The following is an 18,554-nucleotide window of genomic DNA, read 5'->3' as shown; positions in this document are numbered from 1 at the left end:
AATCATGTTTTGAAGCCTAGTAAGCAAAACCTAGCAACTAAACTTTGCTAATCAAAGCCTAAGCCAAGATTTGCGCTGCTTTAAATCACTTTTACTCCAGCAGTGAATTAAACATCCCACTGAGGTGCTAAGTTTTCAGGATCAACCTCACGGCCATTACGTTCCAATTGCGCAATTAATTGCATTTCTTCAGCAGATAGCTGAATCTCTTGTGCTTTTAAGTTGGCGATTAAGTTTTCACGTTTAGTCGATGACGGAATGACAGCAAAACCTTTCTGCAATGCCCATGCCAATGCAATTTGAGCGCTAGAAGCCTGATGCTGTTTGGCAATTTCAGTTAATGTTGGGTCATTTAAAACTTTGCCATATGCCAAGGTCATATAAGAGGTCACATCAATATTTTGTGACTGTAAAAAATTCACCAACTTATCATTTTGCAAATAAGGGCTAAGTTCAATTTGGTTGGTGGCAATATTTTCAAGTCCTACAGCAGCAATGGCTTGTTGCGATAAGTCGATATTGAAGTTTGAAATTCCAATATGTTCAGTTAATCCCAGTTTTTTCGCTTCTAACAGGTTATGCATCATTTCTGCAACAGAAATCCCTAGACTTGGCGCTGGCCAGTGAATCAAGGTTAAGTTGACTGCATCAGTACCCAGTTTCTGTAAGCTCTGTTTAAGACTTGGAATAAGTTTGTCGGCTTGATAATGATCTGTCCATATCTTTGTTGTGATAAACAAATCATCACGATGGATATGGCTTTCTGCAATGGCCTGACCGACTTCTGCTTCGTTGCCATAGATTTGAGCAGTGTCTACAGCACGATAACCAACGTCTAAGGCTGTTTTCACCGAGTCAATCACAGTTTGTCCTGTTAAACGGAAAGTACCGACACCAAATTGAGGAACGATGTTTGTCATGTTGGATTTCACTTTATTTTCTAAGATTGAGTGTATTTTGCTACTTTAATTGTTGCGGAAAAATACAGGAATATGCAAAATATTATTGACTAGAAATCAACAATAAACAGAGCGTTGACAGCAATGAAATCTACACTCGAAGAATTACAGGCTTTTATTAATATTGTTGATAGTGGTTCAATTGTTGCAGCAGCAACGCATCTTGAACAAACTACTTCAGGTGTAAGTCGAGCCTTGCAACGACTTGAATCTAAACTGAATGTCACCTTATTAGAGCGGACAACACGTAAACTTAAGTTGACCCAAGAGGGGCAATTATTTTTAGCAAAAGCCCGAAAAATTGTGCATGACCTCAATGAAGCAGAAGATGCTTTATTAAAATCAGACAGTGATACATCTGGGCTGATTCGCGTGGATTCTGCGACACCTTTTGTATTGCATGTGATTGCACCGTTGATGCAAGAGTTTTCTCAGTTGTATCCTGAGATTGAAATAGAGTTAAACAGTAACGATCAGATCATCGATTTATTAGAACATAAAACAGATGTTGCAATACGTTTTGGGGATCTTAATGATTCGAGCTTACATGCGCGTTTGTTATGTAAAAGCCGATTATATATCGTTGCCAGTCCTGAGTATTTAGCCACACATGGTTATCCAGCAACACCGCAAGATATTTTAAATCATACCCAAATTGGCTTTAGCAAAGTCAGCCGTTTAAATACTTGGCCGATTCGAGTCAATGGAGAAAGGCTTACTGTCAAACCAAAAATCAAAGCATCCAGTGGTGAAACTGTCCGCCAACTGTGTTTACGCGGGCATGGAATTGCGAGATTGTCTGAGTTTGAGATTTTAAAAGATATAAAGCAAGGACGCTTGATCGCTCTATTTGAAGATCAAATAGAGCTTTATGAGCAACACATCCATGCGGTGTATTATCAACAGGAGCATTTACCAAAGCGTGTCCGTTTATTTATTGAGTTTTTAACGCAAAAGCTGTCAAAGTTTCGATAGTCTTTTGTGGTGGTAAATCCAGACTTAGTAAAGTTTGGCTACTGGGTTGTTGTGGATTGACCAATTGGATTTCAAAATGATCAGTTGCTGTCTGAAGGCATTTGAACACCAAGTCTTTTTGCACCGGGATATTAATCTTCATTCGCTGATCACTACTGCTATGGTAGCGGTAGTTTCGCACAGCAGCAGTCTGATGTAGTGTGGGTTCTAGATGATCAAGCTGATACTCAGCTAAATTTTGTGTTTTTAAAAAGCCTTCAATCAAAGATTTACATACAAAATGTTGTTTCTGAGCAGCTTGATTGACCTGCTGAGGCTGGCAAGCAGTTAATCCAAAGACAATACTGATTAAAGCGATCGTTTTCATTTTTTTCTCCTTTCAAATCAATTTGTTTGTAAAAATTGGCTGTGAATGAAGCATAAATCTGTTAACTTTATAGATACAGATACAACAAATATTAAAATTTGAGTACAGATATGGCTTTTCAATATCAAACATTAGCACAACAAATTGCACAGAAAATTTATTGTGGTGAGTTGGCCGTTGGGCAACGACTCAGTTCTTTGCGAAAATTTGCAGCATTGCAAAATATTAGTCTTAATACAGCAAAGAGTTGTTATGAATTGCTTGAAGCGCAAGGCTTGATTTACGTCAAAGAAAAGTCTGGCTATTTTGTTCAATCGCAGCAAAAAGCCCCACAGATTGCTGTACCTGACCATCCTGATTTTAAGTCGAGAGCGCGTGAAGTTTCAAATCTAGACTTACAAATTCAAATTCATGAAGCTGCAATCAATAATAAGCTGATTCATTTAGGTTCGATTCAGTTATCGCCTAATCTAGTTCCTGTAGAGGCCCTACGCCGTTCAATACAACGTGCTTTAAAGCACAGTAAACCAGAAGACTTTTTATATAATGACCGCCAAGGGCACCTTCAGTTAAGAGAGGCTTTGTCAGCACATTGGGCTGAAGATGGTTTTTATATTGCCAAAGAAGATATTTATATCAGCAATGGTTGTATGCCGGCATTGTCTGTGATGATTCAAAGCCTGAGCCAAATCGGTGACAGTGTGATTGTGCCCACACCAAACTATAATGGTCAGTTGCAATTGTTGGCGTTGCTCAAACGAAAAATTATTGAAATCCCCGCCAATACCGAAGGTTTTGATCTGGATCGTTTAGAACAAGAGATGCAAAATTCAGCTGCAAAAGTCTGTTTATTAACGGCCAATTTTCAAAACCCTTTAGGCTTCTGTTTGACTAATGCCGAGAAAGAAAAAATCGCACAGCTGGCAGCGAAGTATCAGTGTTACGTGATTGAAGATGATATTTATGCTGAATGTAGCTTTAATGCCAAACGCCCTTTACCGATTAAATATTGGGATCAACAGGGTTATGTGGTTTATTGCGGATCCGTTTCCAAGTCGTTGTCGACCTCTTATCGGGTCGGTTGGTTCTGTTTGCCACAACGTTTACAGCACTTACATGCCAAGTTGATTTTACAAAATGTTTCGGTCAATACACCATTGCAATTGGGGCTTGCCGATTTGATTTATAGCCGAGCCTATCGTCAGCATTTGAGTGAGTTACGCCCTAAGTTGATGGCTCAAGTTGCGCAATATTTACAGTTTATTCAACATGCTTTTTATGGGGTTGAGATCCGTTTAAATCAACCGCAGGGAAGTTATGCCTTGTGGTTACAGTTCCCAGAACAGATTGATAGCTTGGCGTTGTATTATTATGCACAGCAATACAGTATCAATATTGTGCCAGGGATTATTTTTGGTGAGGATCACCGTTATAACAATTGTATTCGCTTAAATGCAGGCCATGAATTGTCTCAGGAAATTCAGGATGCAATTATGTTATTGGCAGATTGGGTAAGGGGGGAATTGTCAGCCAAGAGTGTGGCTTAAACTGATTTGTGAGTAAATGCATAGCCCGACAGCCTTATTCCATTCACGGTTCTTGATAAACCGTGATGGATGGTCAGACTTAAATTAGAAATCCGCTTTTAATACGATACGATAACGGGCTTTTCCAGAGTGAAGTCGCTCCAAAGCCTCATTAATTTTTGACATTGGATAAACTTCAATTTGTGGTGCAATGTTTTTGCGTGCGGCAAATTGTAATAATTGACGTAATGCAAAAGGGGAGCCTGTTGGTGAACCAGTCACTGATTTCGCACCGCCAATCAGAGCACCCGCAGGAATCGGCATCGGTTCGAGGACTAAACCTAGCATATGAATTGTGCCATTTGGTGCCAATGTATTGAGATATGCTTTCCAGTCCAAAGTCACATTTACTGTACAGAGCAATAAATCAAATTTGCCACGTTGCGCTTTTAACGCATTGGCATCGCGACTATTGACCACATGGTCTGCACCCATCGCTTTAAGTTCATCTGTTTTATCCAAACTTGATGTAAAGGCAGTGATCTCACAACCCCACGCTTTGAGTATTTTAATGGCCATATGACCTAAGCCACCAATTCCAATGACACCAACATGGTGAACTGCTTGAATTTGATGTTTTAAAATTGGGTCAAAAACAGTGATACCACCACACAATAAAGGGCCAGCACTTTCAGGGTTTAAATCTTCAGGAAAAGGAATAATCCACTGCCAACCTGCACGGACCTTATCTGCAAACCCGCCTGCATGACCAACGATAGTTGCAACTGAACCCCCTGTGCAAAGCACTTGTTGACCACTAACACATGGATCACAGTGCTGACAACTTTCCGCAGTCCAACCGATACCGACACGTTGACCGACTTTTAATCCTTTCGCTTCTGAACCCAGCTGAGTGATGGTACCGATAATTTCATGACCGCCGACCACTGGGAAAACTGAATTTCCCCATTCATTGTTAATCACTGAAACATCGGAATGGCATAAACCGCAATATTCAACTTTGACTTCGACCTGATGAGGCTGTAATTCACCTGCATCAAATTGATAGGGCACAAGTGCTGCACCTGCCTCTAAGGCAGCATAAGCATGAAACGTATTATTTGACATGTGAATCCTTCCTGTTTGCTCAGTTAAACTTTTAGCGGGATATACAATCATTTTCATGGTCATTGACCATACCCACTGCTTGCATAAAGGCATAGCAAGTGGTTGGACCAACAAATTTAAAACCATTCTTTTTTAACGCTTTGGAAAGCTTTTGACTGGTTTCGGTTTGTGCTGGTGCTAATTTATAATCAGGGACATCATTGAGTTGTACTTGCTGGTCGACGAAATCCCATAACCAGTTCACCATATCGATGTCTTGAGCTTTCATGTTTTGCCATGCAATGGCATTGTCACGAATTGCCGTTAATTTCCCGATATGGCGAATCAGCCCAGCATCCTGACATTTTAGGGCAAGCTCTTGTTCAGTAAAATTGGCGATGGTTTGAATCGGGTGGTTAAAAAATTGGGCGCGGTAGCTTTCACGCTTTTTTAAAACAGTAATCCAAGATAAACCTGCTTGTTGCCCCTCTAGGCAAAGCATTTCAAATAAATGCTGTTCATCTCGATTGGATTTACCCCACTCTTGATCATGATATTCAATATAAATAGGATCATCTGAACACCAACCACAGCGTTTATTTGTCATAAAAGATCTACCATTGTTCTGATTGATTTAAGTTTTAATTGTCTAAAGTTTAAATTCGACCCACTGATCTTGTTTGTTGTCCCAATAGGAAAGTTGCGCATGTTGTAAATCTTTAAAATTTACCCAAATATCTTTACCCGCTTTGTCTGCAAAGCCAGTACTGATCATTAATGCTTCATCGGTGATTTCCATAATCCAGCCTTGATGATTTTGTCCATTGAGGGCAATTTTTTGTTGATTGCCTGATTCTGCAAATTCAACTAAACGCTCAAGCAATGCTTCTGACATGGAATATTCCTAAATTGATTCAATCTAAAATTAACGTAAATAAGGGTAGGGGTTGACTGCACCTTGGCCTTTACCCCTTAAGTATAGTCCATAGTGCAAATGCGGTGCAGTATGTCGTGCATTTCCCGTATTGCCCACATAGCCGATTAACTGACCTTTTTTAACGTAATCACCTTCTTGTAGACCACGTTTGTGATCGTTTAGATGAGCATAATAGTGATAAACCCCACCTGGTCCGATGAGCCAAATCACTTTACCCCCCAGATTATTGCTCTTTAAACTGGTAATCACACCTTCAGTGCTACTATAAACTTTGGTTCCACGTGAAGCCATGATGTCAATTCCTTCATGTGCTCGCCCAGCACTACGAGATGCACCCCAAGTATCTGTGAGGTTTTGTGGTTTTACTCCATCTACAGGAATTGCCAATCGGGTTGGCATTGACATTGCTTTTAGGCGGTTAATTTGAGCTTGTGGAAGCTGAGGCTTAGATGAGCTTGGCTTTTTAGGTGCAGTGGTACATGCAGTTAAAATAATGGCAAGCAAGGCCATCAAGCAATATTGGATGCTACGTGACACGAGAAATCCTTTTTTCAAGTTTCAAAAGGGCAAATTAAAATTGAAATATGCTTCGAATACCCGTGTCTGACTATGTCATATTTTTACTGCTGAGATCAATTTTTTCATGGCTGTAGGGATGCCCATTTGTGTAGCTTTTTGTGGTGTTAACCATTCGCCCCCAAGTTCAGCCTGAAGGTATTCTTTTTGGTCTGATTCAACTCGAACAATATGCGCATTTAAAATCCATGTGAAATGGGTAAAGCTATGCGAGATTTGGACAGGTTCAACAGTTGAAGTAAGTTTTAGACTTTGACAAAGCTGTTGAAACGCGAGCTCATTTTCAAAAATCGGTAAACTCCATAAGCCTCCCCATAAACCACTGTTGGGACGCTGTTCCCATAACCATTGTTGATCTGACTCAATTAATAACACAGTGCCAGTTCTAACAGGAACAGGCTTTTTAGCTTTCTTATAAGGCAGTTCAGTTTCTAGCCCTTGTTGATGGGCTTGGCAATGTTGTTGCATAGGGCAGTATAAGCAGAGTGGCTTTTTGGGTGTACAAATGGTTGCGCCCAAATCCATAATTGCTTGGGTATAGTCGTGGTTGCGTTCAGTTGGGCATAAGCTTTCCGCCAGTTGCCACATGGCTCGTTCATGGATGGGTTTACTCAGGTCATCTTCAATGGCAGAGAAACGGGCCAAAACACGTTTTACATTGCCATCCATAATGACGCCATATTGGCGTAAGCCAAGCGACATCAGTGCGCCACCAGTAGAGCGACCAATACCTGAAAGTTCCACCCATTGTTCTAAGCTTTGTGGAAAATGCCCTTGCTGGCTGACCACGCCTGCTGCTTTATGCAAATTGCGTGCACGGGCGTAGTAGCCTAATCCTGCCCAATACGGGGCAACATCATCCCATGAGGCTTTACCCAAATCATCGACAGTTGGAAAGCGTTGGATAAATTTATCAAAATATTGCAGTACAGTTTTGACTTGTGTTTGTTGCAACATAATCTCAGACACCCAAACTTTGTATGGATCATCAGCCACTTGCCACGGTAAATCATGGCGCCCGTGTTGATCAAACCAAGTCAATAGCGCATCTGAAAATGAAAATTGCGACATAACAATCTAGCGTAAAAATTGGATGCTCAGTATAACCAAGATAAATTTATTGCGGAAAATTATCTTAAACTTGAGCAGTAATCTACATAAAAAAAGACGCCAAAGCGTCTTTTCAAATGCGTTTATAGCCACAACTTAGTTTTCGTTGATGATACCCCAACGCTTATCCAGTTTAAGCGGTTCGTTTTTATAACGTGGGATAATGTGAATATGGAAATGTTCACTTTGGTCTTCACCAAACACATGACCATCATTAAAAGCGATATGGAAACCTTCAGGTTGATGGCGAATCTTAAGCTCGTTACGTGCCAGTTCCAATAAAGAGGAAAGGCTTTTACGTTCTTTCTCTGAAACCTCAAAAAAAGAAGCAATATGGCGCAAAGGAATAATCACTGAATGACCTTTAGACAAAGGGTTATGTTCAGGCAAAATTGCACCAAATTCATTTTTATCAATGATATCAAATTCTTCAAAGTCACAATAAGGACATACTTTTTCAGTCATTTCTAATCCCTCGTTTTGTTGTCTTAATCGACGTAGAACGTATTTTAATTAAGCCAGAGTAGGTTAAGCCAAGGTACGATCTAATAAATCATACATTGCTGCTAATCCGGCTTTTTCTGCTTCGGCGTTATAACCTAGATCTACGCCATTGGCTTTTGCTTTTTCATCTGCTTGTGGGTTACTAAAGCCATGTTTAGCATCTTTCAGGATGATCACTTCAGATTTTACCTGAGCATGCTGCATTTCTTGTTTAAACGATTCAACATCTGCCAAAGACACCATGCTGTCTTTTTCACCATGTAGCACTAACACTTGCGCTTTAAATTTTTCTGCTTCCGCTGCTTTTTGCGCAGATAAATTTGCATGGAAAGTAATCGCAGCTTTTAAGTCAGCACCTGAGCGTGCCAAATCTAATATCACTTTACCACCATAACAGAATCCAATCGCAGCCAAACGCGTTGCATCGACTTCTGGTTGTGCTGCTAAAGCAGCCAAAGCCGCAGATGAACGCTCAACAATGGTCTGCTCATGTTGGAAGGTTTGCATCATCCACTCATGGGCTTGAGTCGCAACAGCCGTGGTTTTTTTATCGCCATACATATCAATTGCCAGCGCAGCAAAACCATGTTGTGCCAACTCTCGAGCACGTTGTTCAGAATACTCATTTCGGCCCCACCATTCTGGACCAACAATCACACCTGCAACTGGTTGTGCGGATTCAGGCGCAGCAAAATAACCGATTAAAGTTGTTCCATCTTTTGCTTGGTATTGAATTTCACGAGTTTTGATTGCAAGAGTCATCTGTTAATCCTTGTGTATCGGCGAGAATGAGATTGATTAAAGCATAAATATATAAGATTCAAATGACTAAATTTCGAATATTTACAATAGAAATGTGAAAATTTATGAATGAAAAAGGTCGTTTTCAAATGAAAAAGAGAAGAACCAAGGTTCTTCTCTTTCATGAAAATTGATCAGGAAAAGCTAAACTTTTCCTCTCGAAATAAAACCAACAATCGCGAGGATTACTGCGACAACGAGAAGAATGACTGCGAAGTCTTTAGACATTCCCGCAACACCACCAAAACCAAATAAACTTGCGATTAAGGCGATCACAGCGAAAATAATTGCCCAACGAAACATAAGATTCATCTCCATATTTTTGTTATGTATTTTCAGTATAGGCAGAAAAATCTGAGGGACTTGTGAAGTTGTGTTTAAAAAGTGTGATTAATAAAGCAATATGTAAAGGTTTGTTCTGTTTTAAATTTTCTAATTTCTGCTTATATACTGATATAATTATTTCGCCTTAAATGACTTTAATGTTATGCCATGACCTTTGAGATCCGCCCCCAGTTTTGGAAGAATTATACACTGTCTGAGTTAAATCCGACCGAGTGGGAAGCGTTGTGCGATGGTTGTGGGTTGTGCTGTTTGGTGAAATTAGAAGATGATGACACACATGAAATAGCCTATACCAAAGTGTCTTGTAAACTCCTCGATTGTGAAACAGCACAATGTTCTGACTATCCCAATCGTTTAGATTATGTACCCGACTGTATTCAATTAAGCCCTGAAAAATTAGCCAATATTCATTGGTTGCCTTCAAGTTGTGCTTATCGTCGGGTGAATGAAGGTAAAAATTTACCGGCATGGCACTATCTGATCACAGGCTCAAGAAGCAATGTGATTAAAGCCAGAAAATCTGCTGCTGGGCGCTGTATCTCCGAAACAGAAGTCAATGAAGAAGAAATTGATGAATACATTGTAAGATGGGTGCGGTAAATCATTTGAATCAATTATGAATTGATAATCATTATCAAATAGTAATATGATAACCAAGCCCTCCAGTTTGATGTGTTTTTAAAATGTTTGCTTTATCTTGGTTATTCAAAAAAAGTGCATTCTGTTTATGTGCAATCAGCCTGAGTTTCGGTATTCACTGCAATGTTTATGCAAAACCAGATTTGCAAGCTTTAGGGCCAAATATTGCGGAGCAAGGCTCCAGTTATTATCAATTTCAAGTAAAAAATTTTAAATCCGCAGATCAACAACGGCATTATAAAGTTTGGGTCGGTATTCCTAAACATATCAATAAAAATAAGATCTTACCTGCTGTTTACATGTTAGATGGCAACTCTGCTATGGCGCGTTTAGATGAGTTACTGTTAAAAAAACTATCCGAACAAGACAGCCCCGTGTTGGTGGCTATAGGCTATCAAACCCAGTTACCGTTTGAGTCCGCTTCACGGTCTGTAGACTACACACCTGCTGATGAATCTGGAAAAGTGGCGGCTGACCCACGCAATCCTGAACGTATGGCCGGCGGAAGTGCACAATTTAGACAGGTGCTGTTTGAAAAAATTATGCCGTGGGTCAATACGCAAGTAAAACTGGATAAGCAACGTACCGCATTGTGGGGACATTCTTATGGTGGTTTATTTGTTTTAGATACCCTTTTAAATAGTCAAAGCACAGATAATAAGTTTTCACACTATTTTTCAGCCAGTCCATCTCTCACATGGGCAGATTCTCGATTACTCAAAGCCGTTGAAAAAGTCCCGCCTGAGCAATTAAAAAATAAAAAATTATGGGTGATGGAAGGTGACATCATTCAGTCTACAACGAGACCAATCAGCCCAAATGCAGATCGGGATATGATTCAAAATAACCGTCAATTGGTTTTAGATTTGGCCAGTAAAGGCGTAGATGGCAAATTAATGCTTTATCCACATCTTAGTCATGGTCAAGTATTTCAGGCCTCGTTAATGGATGTTTTGCAGAATCGATTATTTTAAAGCTGAAAGTGCAATATTGATGATTTTCCATAGTAGACTAAGGACAGCATTCATTAATTAAAAAAGCAGTATGTCAGACACTCAAATTCCGCTTCCAGAACGTTTACGTCCACGTGATTTGTCTGAAATTATTGGGCAAGATCATTTACTCGGTGTTGCAGCACCACTCCGTCAAATGATTGATCAAGGGCATTTACCCTCGATTATTTTTTGGGGGCCGCCTGGTGTTGGAAAAACCACCATCGCATTGTTATTGGCTCAAGCAGTCGATCGTACATTTATTAGCTTATCTGCCTTAAATACAGGGGTAAAAGAGCTCCGTGAGGTGATTGCTGACAGTGGTGATTTATTAACACCGGTGGTGTTTATTGATGAAATTCATCGTTTTAATAAGTCGCAACAAGATGCCTTATTGAATGCGGTTGAAAAAGGCAAAATTACCCTGATCGGTGCGACCACTGAAAACCCTTCATTTGAAGTCAACAGTGCTTTGCTGTCTCGTTGTCAGGTGTATACCTTAAATGGATTAAGTAATGAGGCGATTCAAGAACTCATTTTACGCGCGATTCAACAAGATAAATTTTTAAAAGACCGCCATATCCAGATTGAAGAATTTGATGCCTTGGTTCAGTTTGCTGCGGGTGATGCACGTAAGGCACTTAATTTAATCGATTTAATTGCCAGTACCTTTGAGTCCGATATTGAAAATATTGTGACCAATGCGATCGTGGTCAAAGTTGCGCAACAGAACATTGCACGCTATGACAAATCAGGTGAGCAGCATTATGATCTTGTGTCTGCGTTTATTAAATCTATTCGAGGTAGTGATCCTGATGCAGCGTTGTATTGGATGGCACGTATGCTTAAAGGCGGTGAAGATCCGGTTTTTATCGCTCGTCGTATGTTGATCGCTGCTTCAGAAGATATTGGAAACTCAAATCCAAATGCCTTGCTTTTAGCGGGCGAATGTTTCCGCTCGGTTCAAGCGATAGGCATGCCTGAGTGTCGAATTATTTTAGGCCAATGCGCAGTTTATCTGGCAACCAGCGCAAAGAGTAACAGCACTTATTTAGCGATCAATAAAGCCTTAGAACTTGCAGAAAAAACGTCCAACCTACCTGTGCCACTCCATTTACGTAATGCACCGACCAAGCTTATGAAGCAACAAGGCTATGGTGTGGATTATCTTTATCCTCATAACTACCCTGAAAATTTTGTGCTACAGGAATATTTACCACCTGAATTGAAAGGCACAAAATTATATGAGTCTGCTCGTAATAAGCGTGAAGTTGAAGGTGAGCGTTTACAGCAACGTCGTTGGCAACAAGAACAGCAGCAACAGTAGTTGTGAAGTTTATTTGCTTAGGCATCTTTTAAATAGATGTTCTATTTTATATAAAGGTTTAAAATATCGGCAAAATTTAAATTAGGCTGACATCATTTTAGAAATACGCTTGAGCAAAGTGCTTCTAAATGGTTTAGAAATTTTATGAAATTATCCGTTTTATCTTTTGCTGTTTTAATTTCTTTGCCGATGTTGAGCCATGCTGAGCTTGCAAGTAAAATTTCGACCCAAAATCAGCCTAAACTTGCCGCGCAGCAGCTTAAAACACTTTATCAACAAAGTTTTGTTCAGCAAAAAACAATCCCTCAACGCTGGCGTATTCCTGGCAACAATGCCGGCAACGTCTATGTTGAAAATGGGATGCTTCATATTGATGGTCGAGCAAATTCAGTCAGTCCGACCTCAATTTTATTACCGCAAAATCTTGAAAAACAACAAAACTATCGCATTGATCTCGAATTTACTTTAGACCAAGCTGTCAATAACTCGCGTTGGGGCAGTGTGATTTATGATGTCACAGAAACTCAGGGGGTGATTCCCAGCAGTTATTATCAGTTTACCCTCAGAACAGACACCACTGCAAAAAATGGTACGGAGTTTGGTCGGCATAAAAGTAACGGGCAGTGGGAGGTCTCTGAAACGAAAGCATTTTCGGAGAACATCAAAGCAAATCAATGGTATAAAGCCAGCATTGTGGTCTCTGGACAACGGGTACAACATTATTTAAACCACCAGTTAATGCAAGATGTAGAACTTGACCAAGGGTCTGCCAAAGGCGGCATCGGGCTTTCAGCAACAGGCCTAGTCTTAAAAGTTAAAAATATTCAAGTCTCTGAACAAACCAGTGCATTGCCAGACTTAGCCAATAAAGTCACCCAAGTGCAAGAAATTCAAACTAATGTTGCTTTGGCACCGACGCTGATTCAAAAAGTTAAAACTACCAGCAGTCCATTAAATTCAACCAATCAGTTATATTATCAATTAGATGCCAATTTAAACTTGCTTGATCAGACAGGGCAGGTGGTTGAAACATTACAACAATATTTATCCAATCCACAGCGCAATACCATTCCTGTTTTAGAAATCAAAGATCCCAAAAGCATTGAAGCCTTAAAATTACTCTCTAAATCTCATGATATTAGTGATATTACTGTATTGTCCAAAAGTGATGATTTACTCAAGTCTGCGCATCAAATTGTACCTACGCTTCGAACAGCATTAGATTTAAGTCGCGAAAATTTAAAGGACAGCCATGTCGGTCTTTCTGAAATTATGCGTCGTACTAATCAGGCCTATGCACGCATCGTGGTTCTTCCGCATCACCTTGCCAACAAATCGAGTGTCAGCTTTATTCAACGTCATTTAATGACAGTGTGGGTTGATACACCAGCACATGATCCACAGGATGTCGCCAGTATTTTGACTTCAGGTGTGAATGGGATTATTACAACGCAAAGTACGCTATTTGCCAGTGTCTTAAAACAATTTCCAAAAAATACCTTATTGCGTAAACCCTTTATTATTGGGCATCGTGGTGTACCCAGTTTAGAAGATGAAAATACTTTAGAAAGTGCAAAACATGCAGTTGCTTTGGGAGCAGATATTGTTGAAAACGATATTTATTTAACCAAAGACCAGCATCTTGTGGTGATGCATGATGCAACAGTGGATCGTACTACGCGTTCAACAGGTAAAATTGAAGAAATGAGCCTTGCGCAGGTTCAGCAATTAAAATCTAAAAACAAAGCTTATCCAATACCGACCCTTGCAGAATATTTCACTACATTTAAGCACAATCCAAACTTTGTACTGATGATCGAAATGAAAAGTGCCAATCCAGCATTGGTTGCAAAAATGCAGGATGAAATTAAAAAGTACCAAGTTGAAAATCAAGTCGTCACAACCTCATTTAATGCAGATCAAGTTGCGCGTGCACAGTCACAATTGTCTGAGATACCACGAGGGTTATTGGTTGGAAGCATGCCCAATAGCCGCAATACTTTAATTGCCGCCAAACAAATCAATGCCGATGTTCAGAAATATAATTCAACGTATAACCCTGCTTATCGTGCTGATTTGATCAATCTTTTAGAAACGACCAAGCACCGTGGAATCAGTTTTTGGCCTTGGGCATTGAATGATGAAACATTTAAAAAATTATATATTGCAGGGACCTACGGGATAACCACCAATTCTGCGCAACTTTATGCGAAATATATCGTTGATATTCAAGCAACCAAGAATGTCAAAGTAAAAGCTGAACAGCCGGTATTACTCAATGCGCAATTGGTTCAGCAAGATGGCGTGAAACTCAATCAACAACTCAGTAATTTTGTGGTTTTATCAGGTTCTGCAAAACATGAGATTAAAAATGGTCAGTTGAGTTTCTCTGAAAAGGGCACTGCATATGTTTTGGCAGGTTATAAATATCAGATTGATGCACAAAACTTCTATCAAATCTTTTCAGCCCCTATAAAGGTCATCATCCAATAGCTTATTTTATGGTATCTGTTTGAAATGGGAGTTTTACATCTTTGGGGAAATTTGGAAAAAGTGTAAACAGCATTTGAGGATTATTCTTTAGTCCTGCACCGTCCAGATAGGTCCATTGATGTGATTGTAGTGAACGAATGGCGACCATAAATGAGGGCGATGCTGCTTGAATTTGACCCACAACTTTCATGGTGATGGTTTTGGGTACAAAGCAAATTTCTTCATGATCTACGATATAGCTATAAAGTGGTGGCTTTGATTGTACATTGACAATTTCTACCTGTGATTTGGCAAGCAGATTTTGAGCGTATTGAAGCAACTGCTGATAAGCTTCTGCACCGCCAGCATATTTGATTAGAGATGGATGGGTTTTTTGTTGCATAAATGAATAATCATTTTTCTTTAAATCTTGTCCTAATTGATCTAAGTCAGGCGCAATAATTTTAGGATAATCTTGCTGACAGCTTAACTCTTCCGCCTGTGCAGGATTTAAAATGATCAAGAATAAAATGACAGCATAAATTGTTTTTATCATGTTGGATTAAATCTGAATATCGTTTGTTTTGAGTATATAAGTTTCTTAAAAAAAGTTCATCAGCAATCCAAAGCTTACCGATACTCGCTGATCCAACAGGAAATTTTGTCACTCGTCTCTGTTCATCTCTGAAAAGTTAGGTAGCGTCTACGCAAATTGATTTAATTAAAATTATGAATGAAGAAAAATTATATTCTAGTGTATGTGTTTCTAAACAGGTTGAGGATATACCCAATAACGATACACATAAAAAAACCGAGTCATTCAACTCGGTTTGAAGCCCTTGGTTAACTTTAACCTCTACCACTTATAATTAATTTTGCCGTAATAGAACGCACCATTAAAGCCAAACGGTGAGAACTGGCTGTATTGCAAACTTCCGCCAGTAGGTTTGTTGATGTCATAAACATCTTTATCAGGATAAACATTGGTAATGTTGTCTCCCCCAACAGTAAATTTCCAATTGTTTAATTGGTATGTCAGTGCTAAATCCAACAGCCATTTTGCAGAAAATTTCTGATCACTGGCAGCACCTGAGTTACTGTAAGTTTCGAAGCTTCCATAACGTGTGATATTGGTATTGATACCAAAATTTCCAATTTTATAATCATTGGCTAAACTGAATTTATGTTCAGGTGTGCTTCCTGCCAATAGACCATATTGTTCACGACGGTCTAAACGGGTGAGGTTGACACCCAAGGCATTTAAAATCTCAGGGTTTTTATCGACATCGGTGACTTTATTGCGATTAAAATTATAAGCCAAAGATGTGGTTAACTCGCCATAAGGCAGGTTTTGCCATTGGTAATTGGCAACTAAATCTACACCACGAGTGCGGGTATTACTGGCATTATTAAAGAAACGAACCGTGCTGAAATTGGTATCGGTAATCCCTTTAGACACTAAATAAGCGCGAACAGCGGGGCTGCTGGCATTGATATTTGAAGATAAGCTAATGCGGTCATCAATATCAATTTGGTAGGCATCCAAAGTTACATATAGGTTTTTAGTTGGGGTAAGTACCAAGCCAAGGCTATAATTCTTTGATTTTTCAGCTTTTAAGTCTTCTGCGCCGAGCAATTGTGCAACTTGTGAAGAACTTGGAAATGTTCCAGCCTCAACAAACTGTCCATTGACCAATTGCGAAGAGGTTTGAGTGAAATATTGTTGTGCCAGACTCGGTGCGCGAAAGCCTGTAGAAACTGAGCCACGTACCGCAACTTGAGGTAAAAGCTTATAACGTAATGAAAGAGATGCATTATTGGTGTCACCAAAGTCATCATATTTCTCATAACGATAGGCTGTAGATGCTGAAAGTTTTTGGGTAATATCTGTTTCTAAATCAAGATATCCTGCATAACTGTCACGGGTCCATTTCCCGGCATCTGCTTGGCGAAAGCCTGATAAACCTGAAGAACCACTTTTATAATAAGAGGCAGGATTGCCTGCTTTAATTTGATATTGTTGATTTAAATATTGAGCACCAAACGCGACATTTAATGGACTTGCAAAAGCAGAGATCTCAAATTCTTTCGACAAATCAATATTATAAACAGCTTGAGTATTCTTTAACTGTCCATTATGGAATGAATTTGGTGTTGAACCTGTATCTTTGTATAGATCGACATTGATGGTTTTTGTATTTACATCATATTGGTTTAAGCCATAATTGGCTGAAACATCATAGCGCCAGTCTGCAACTTCCCCACGTAAGCCTGCAACAGCACTAAAGTCATCTAATTGACCGCGAATCAGTGGTAAATAACCATTTGGAAATAATGCAGGCACATTGTTCGAGGCATTACTCAAACGATAGAATCTAGCAGTTTCTGCATTACGATGGCTATAGGTTGAAAAGCCATATAATTCAACAGTATCACTGAGGTCAAAACCAGCATTAACAGAAGCTTTTACCTCATCAGATTTTGGATCACCAAAACGGAAGGTTCTTTGTCCGTATGTAGTGGCATTTGGATCACGAAAGTCTAAACCTGCGCGATTGGTTGCCTCATTGTCCTGCCATTCACCAGAAAAAATGGCATAACCATAATTGCCCAGTTGAGTACCGCCCGAGACATAGGATTGTTTTTGTTCACCATCACCTTTGTTATAAATACCGTAGCGAATACCTGCATCACCTGTTTTAGGATCAGACTTTAAGATAATGTTGACGACACCAGCAATTGCATCTGAACCATAGCGAGCAGACGCACCTTCTCTAAGTACTTCAATACGGCTGATGGCAGAAATCGGAATGGCATTTAAATCGGTCGGTGCCGAACCGCGTCCAATGGTGCCCCCAAGGTTAATAAATGCCCCTGTATGGCGACGTTTGCCATTCACTAAAACCAAAACTTGATCAGGAGAAAGCCCTTTTAGTTGTACTGGGCGAACGAGTTCTGTTCCATCGACAACGGTTGGACGAGGAAAGTTAATCGAGGGGATAATTTTAGCCAGCGCCGTACCTAACTCACTTGAACCTGTACGTTCTGTCAATTCCGCTGCACTAATCACATCAATCGGTTGTAAGGAATCTGTTTTAGAACGTTTTAGCGAACGTGTACCTGTGACAACAATGGTATCAAGTGTTTTAACTTCTTGATTGGCTGGAATCTGTTCCGCAGCGTAGGCATGTGGATACAGAAATGTAAAAACTAAGCTGGCGGTGAGGCTTAATGAATATCGTTTTGATAATGTACGCATAACTCTATTTTGTAGCTCTTTTTGTAACGGTTTGTTGTGATCATAGTGAGCTTGAGATTATTTAGAAAACAACTTTTAAAAATATAAATAGAATAAAATCTGCAAAGTGTATGGTTATTTAAAGTGTTCTCAGTTTAGAAATATAGATTTCAGCATGTGATGTTTTATAGGAAGTTTGATACACAATCTTTTGAAATTATTGATAAAGCGTATGATTTTGATTGGCTCAGTGATGAGGCTGTGATATTGAATTAAGTTGATGAAATATAGTGATGATCAACGATTTACATCAGTAAAAGCTGGGTTTGATCAATGCTATACAGACGTATAAATCCCATGACAGAGCCCAGTTTGATCAGTTTATATTTGCTTTAATGCAAAAGGGCTACCTTAAATTGATAGCCCTTTTCACTTTATCTAATCAGCTTAGCGTGGAGGAAAGCCCGCTTCTGATAAAGCATCAACCACTTGTTGCTGTGTTGCTGTTGTTTCAACTTTAACACTGTGACTTGGTGGATCGGCAATCACCTTAGCATTTTCATCTACAGATTGAATTGCTTTGGTTACACCACGTGCACAACCACCACAGGTCATATTTTCAATATAAAATTCCATATCTCACCCTGCTCTAAGAAGACTTAAACTTAAGATAAACCTT

Annotated in this window: 19 protein-coding genes; 6 read left to right on the top strand and 13 right to left on the bottom strand. The window is 39.6% G+C overall.

Annotated features, from left to right (window positions below; translation table 11 throughout):
* Nucleotides 1-107 precede the first annotated feature (107 nt).
* Nucleotides 108-920: a 2,5-didehydrogluconate reductase DkgB gene (gene dkgB / locus ACG916_RS14495; protein ID WP_004818250.1), complete on the bottom strand. Its 813-nt coding sequence runs from the start codon at nucleotides 918-920 to the stop codon at nucleotides 108-110.
* A 123-nt stretch (nucleotides 921-1,043) separates the two neighbouring features.
* Here dkgB and ACG916_RS14490 point away from each other — a divergent pair, with 123 nt between their 5' ends.
* Nucleotides 1,044-1,934 (top strand): LysR family transcriptional regulator, encoded by an 891-nt coding sequence (locus ACG916_RS14490; RefSeq protein ID WP_004718832.1) that lies wholly within the window; start codon nucleotides 1,044-1,046, stop codon nucleotides 1,932-1,934.
* Here the strand turns inward: ACG916_RS14490 and ACG916_RS14485 are convergent.
* Nucleotides 1,894-2,301 (bottom strand): hypothetical protein, encoded by a 408-nt coding sequence (locus tag ACG916_RS14485; protein WP_419330250.1) that lies wholly within the window; start codon nucleotides 2,299-2,301, stop codon nucleotides 1,894-1,896. The two genes, ACG916_RS14490 and ACG916_RS14485, sit on opposite strands and share 41 nt — an antisense overlap.
* Nucleotides 2,302-2,411: 110 nt before the next feature.
* Here ACG916_RS14485 and ACG916_RS14480 point away from each other — a divergent pair, with 110 nt between their 5' ends.
* Nucleotides 2,412-3,848, top strand: coding sequence for an aminotransferase-like domain-containing protein (locus tag ACG916_RS14480; protein ID WP_419305947.1), 1,437 nt, complete (start codon nucleotides 2,412-2,414; stop codon nucleotides 3,846-3,848).
* Nucleotides 3,849-3,932: 84 nt separating this feature from the next.
* Here the strand turns inward: ACG916_RS14480 and ahr are convergent, their stop codons facing one another.
* The 8 genes from ahr to ACG916_RS14440 form a co-directional block, all read right to left on the bottom strand.
* Nucleotides 3,933-4,955: an NADPH-dependent aldehyde reductase Ahr gene (gene ahr / locus ACG916_RS14475; RefSeq protein WP_262084775.1), complete on the bottom strand. Its 1,023-nt coding sequence runs from the start codon at nucleotides 4,953-4,955 to the stop codon at nucleotides 3,933-3,935.
* A 31-nt stretch (nucleotides 4,956-4,986) separates the two neighbouring features.
* A complete protein-coding gene (locus ACG916_RS14470; RefSeq protein WP_151801874.1) occupies nucleotides 4,987-5,541 on the bottom strand; it encodes a DNA-3-methyladenine glycosylase I in 555 nt (184 codons plus the stop codon).
* Between the two features lie 42 nt (nucleotides 5,542-5,583).
* Nucleotides 5,584-5,829: a hypothetical protein gene (locus ACG916_RS14465; protein ID WP_056517037.1), complete on the bottom strand. Its 246-nt coding sequence runs from the start codon at nucleotides 5,827-5,829 to the stop codon at nucleotides 5,584-5,586.
* Nucleotides 5,830-5,859: 30 nt separating this feature from the next.
* A complete protein-coding gene (locus ACG916_RS14460; RefSeq protein WP_004818257.1) occupies nucleotides 5,860-6,408 on the bottom strand; it encodes a M23 family metallopeptidase in 549 nt (182 codons plus the stop codon).
* Nucleotides 6,409-6,483: 75 nt separating this feature from the next.
* Nucleotides 6,484-7,518 (bottom strand): A/G-specific adenine glycosylase, encoded by a 1,035-nt coding sequence (gene mutY / locus ACG916_RS14455; RefSeq protein ID WP_419330252.1) that lies wholly within the window; start codon nucleotides 7,516-7,518, stop codon nucleotides 6,484-6,486.
* Between the two features lie 135 nt (nucleotides 7,519-7,653).
* Complete coding sequence (locus ACG916_RS14450) at nucleotides 7,654-8,022, bottom strand: HIT family protein (protein WP_004718818.1); 369 nt, start codon at nucleotides 8,020-8,022, stop codon at nucleotides 7,654-7,656.
* Nucleotides 8,023-8,085: 63 nt separating this feature from the next.
* Nucleotides 8,086-8,823 (bottom strand): dienelactone hydrolase family protein, encoded by a 738-nt coding sequence (locus ACG916_RS14445; RefSeq protein WP_244014575.1) that lies wholly within the window; start codon nucleotides 8,821-8,823, stop codon nucleotides 8,086-8,088.
* Between the two features lie 183 nt (nucleotides 8,824-9,006).
* Complete coding sequence (locus ACG916_RS14440) at nucleotides 9,007-9,165, bottom strand: DUF1328 domain-containing protein (protein ID WP_004718815.1); 159 nt, start codon at nucleotides 9,163-9,165, stop codon at nucleotides 9,007-9,009.
* Nucleotides 9,166-9,354: 189 nt separating this feature from the next.
* Between ACG916_RS14440 and ACG916_RS14435 the strand changes: the two genes are divergently transcribed.
* The 4 genes from ACG916_RS14435 to ACG916_RS14420 all read left to right on the top strand — a co-directional run bounded on the left by ACG916_RS14435 (nucleotide 9,355) and on the right by ACG916_RS14420 (nucleotide 14,658).
* Nucleotides 9,355-9,807 carry a YcgN family cysteine cluster protein gene (locus ACG916_RS14435; protein WP_154130164.1) on the top strand — a complete coding sequence of 151 codons (453 nt, stop codon included), beginning with the start codon at nucleotides 9,355-9,357 and terminating at the stop codon, nucleotides 9,805-9,807.
* 83 nt (nucleotides 9,808-9,890) lie between these two features.
* On the top strand, nucleotides 9,891-10,820 hold the full coding sequence (locus tag ACG916_RS14430) for an alpha/beta hydrolase (RefSeq protein WP_419330254.1): 930 nt from the start codon (nucleotides 9,891-9,893) through the stop codon (nucleotides 10,818-10,820).
* Between the two features lie 70 nt (nucleotides 10,821-10,890).
* Nucleotides 10,891-12,165 carry a replication-associated recombination protein A gene (locus tag ACG916_RS14425; RefSeq protein WP_034614710.1) on the top strand — a complete coding sequence of 425 codons (1,275 nt, stop codon included), beginning with the start codon at nucleotides 10,891-10,893 and terminating at the stop codon, nucleotides 12,163-12,165.
* 144 nt (nucleotides 12,166-12,309) lie between these two features.
* Entirely contained in the window at nucleotides 12,310-14,658 is a 2,349-nt protein-coding gene (locus ACG916_RS14420) for a glycerophosphodiester phosphodiesterase family protein (RefSeq protein ID WP_419330256.1), read from the top strand.
* Nucleotide 14,659: 1 nt separating this feature from the next.
* On the opposite strand, the gene ACG916_RS14415 is transcribed toward ACG916_RS14420, so the two are convergent.
* The 3 genes from ACG916_RS14415 to ACG916_RS14405 all read right to left on the bottom strand — a co-directional run bounded on the left by ACG916_RS14415 (nucleotide 14,660) and on the right by ACG916_RS14405 (nucleotide 18,511).
* Nucleotides 14,660-15,193 (bottom strand): hypothetical protein, encoded by a 534-nt coding sequence (locus ACG916_RS14415; protein WP_419330258.1) that lies wholly within the window; start codon nucleotides 15,191-15,193, stop codon nucleotides 14,660-14,662.
* A gap of 300 nt (nucleotides 15,194-15,493) precedes the next feature.
* Nucleotides 15,494-17,896 (bottom strand): TonB-dependent receptor plug domain-containing protein, encoded by a 2,403-nt coding sequence (locus ACG916_RS14410; RefSeq protein ID WP_419330260.1) that lies wholly within the window; start codon nucleotides 17,894-17,896, stop codon nucleotides 15,494-15,496.
* Between the two features lie 426 nt (nucleotides 17,897-18,322).
* The gene (locus ACG916_RS14405) at nucleotides 18,323-18,511 is read right to left on the bottom strand and encodes a heavy-metal-associated domain-containing protein (RefSeq protein WP_004818287.1); all 189 of its coding nucleotides are present in this window, start codon (nucleotides 18,509-18,511) and stop codon (nucleotides 18,323-18,325) included.
* Nucleotides 18,512-18,554: the final 43 nt, after the last annotated feature.

The sequence above is a fragment of the Acinetobacter legionensis genome, from assembly GCF_048552295.1.
In the GTDB taxonomy this organism is placed as follows: Bacteria; Pseudomonadota; Gammaproteobacteria; order Pseudomonadales; family Moraxellaceae; genus Acinetobacter.
The sequence above is the reverse complement of the archived record's forward strand: the minus strand, read 5'-3'. Positions and strand labels throughout refer to the sequence as shown.

What these genes read in the sequence shown, in the direction of transcription:
- dkgB (WP_004818250.1), bottom strand. Translation starts at nt 920, where the DNA reads ATGACAAACATCGTTCCTCAATTTGGTGTCGGTACTTTCCGTTTAACA.
- ACG916_RS14490 (WP_004718832.1), top strand. Translation starts at nt 1,044, where the DNA reads ATGAAATCTACACTCGAAGAATTACAGGCTTTTATTAATATTGTTGAT.
- ACG916_RS14485 (WP_419330250.1), bottom strand. Translation starts at nt 2,301, where the DNA reads ATGAAAACGATCGCTTTAATCAGTATTGTCTTTGGATTAACTGCTTGC.
- ACG916_RS14480 (WP_419305947.1), top strand. Translation starts at nt 2,412, where the DNA reads ATGGCTTTTCAATATCAAACATTAGCACAACAAATTGCACAGAAAATT.
- ahr (WP_262084775.1), bottom strand. Translation starts at nt 4,955, where the DNA reads ATGTCAAATAATACGTTTCATGCTTATGCTGCCTTAGAGGCAGGTGCA.
- ACG916_RS14470 (WP_151801874.1), bottom strand. Translation starts at nt 5,541, where the DNA reads ATGACAAATAAACGCTGTGGTTGGTGTTCAGATGATCCTATTTATATT.
- ACG916_RS14465 (WP_056517037.1), bottom strand. Translation starts at nt 5,829, where the DNA reads ATGTCAGAAGCATTGCTTGAGCGTTTAGTTGAATTTGCAGAATCAGGC.
- mutY (WP_419330252.1), bottom strand. Translation starts at nt 7,518, where the DNA reads ATGTCGCAATTTTCATTTTCAGATGCGCTATTGACTTGGTTTGATCAA.
- ACG916_RS14450 (WP_004718818.1), bottom strand. Translation starts at nt 8,022, where the DNA reads ATGACTGAAAAAGTATGTCCTTATTGTGACTTTGAAGAATTTGATATC.
- ACG916_RS14445 (WP_244014575.1), bottom strand. Translation starts at nt 8,823, where the DNA reads ATGACTCTTGCAATCAAAACTCGTGAAATTCAATACCAAGCAAAAGAT.
- ACG916_RS14440 (WP_004718815.1), bottom strand. Translation starts at nt 9,165, where the DNA reads ATGTTTCGTTGGGCAATTATTTTCGCTGTGATCGCCTTAATCGCAAGT.
- ACG916_RS14435 (WP_154130164.1), top strand. Translation starts at nt 9,355, where the DNA reads ATGACCTTTGAGATCCGCCCCCAGTTTTGGAAGAATTATACACTGTCT.
- ACG916_RS14430 (WP_419330254.1), top strand. Translation starts at nt 9,891, where the DNA reads ATGTTTGCTTTATCTTGGTTATTCAAAAAAAGTGCATTCTGTTTATGT.
- ACG916_RS14425 (WP_034614710.1), top strand. Translation starts at nt 10,891, where the DNA reads ATGTCAGACACTCAAATTCCGCTTCCAGAACGTTTACGTCCACGTGAT.
- ACG916_RS14420 (WP_419330256.1), top strand. Translation starts at nt 12,310, where the DNA reads ATGAAATTATCCGTTTTATCTTTTGCTGTTTTAATTTCTTTGCCGATG.
- ACG916_RS14415 (WP_419330258.1), bottom strand. Translation starts at nt 15,193, where the DNA reads ATGATAAAAACAATTTATGCTGTCATTTTATTCTTGATCATTTTAAAT.
- ACG916_RS14410 (WP_419330260.1), bottom strand. Translation starts at nt 17,896, where the DNA reads ATGCGTACATTATCAAAACGATATTCATTAAGCCTCACCGCCAGCTTA.
- ACG916_RS14405 (WP_004818287.1), bottom strand. Translation starts at nt 18,511, where the DNA reads ATGGAATTTTATATTGAAAATATGACCTGTGGTGGTTGTGCACGTGGT.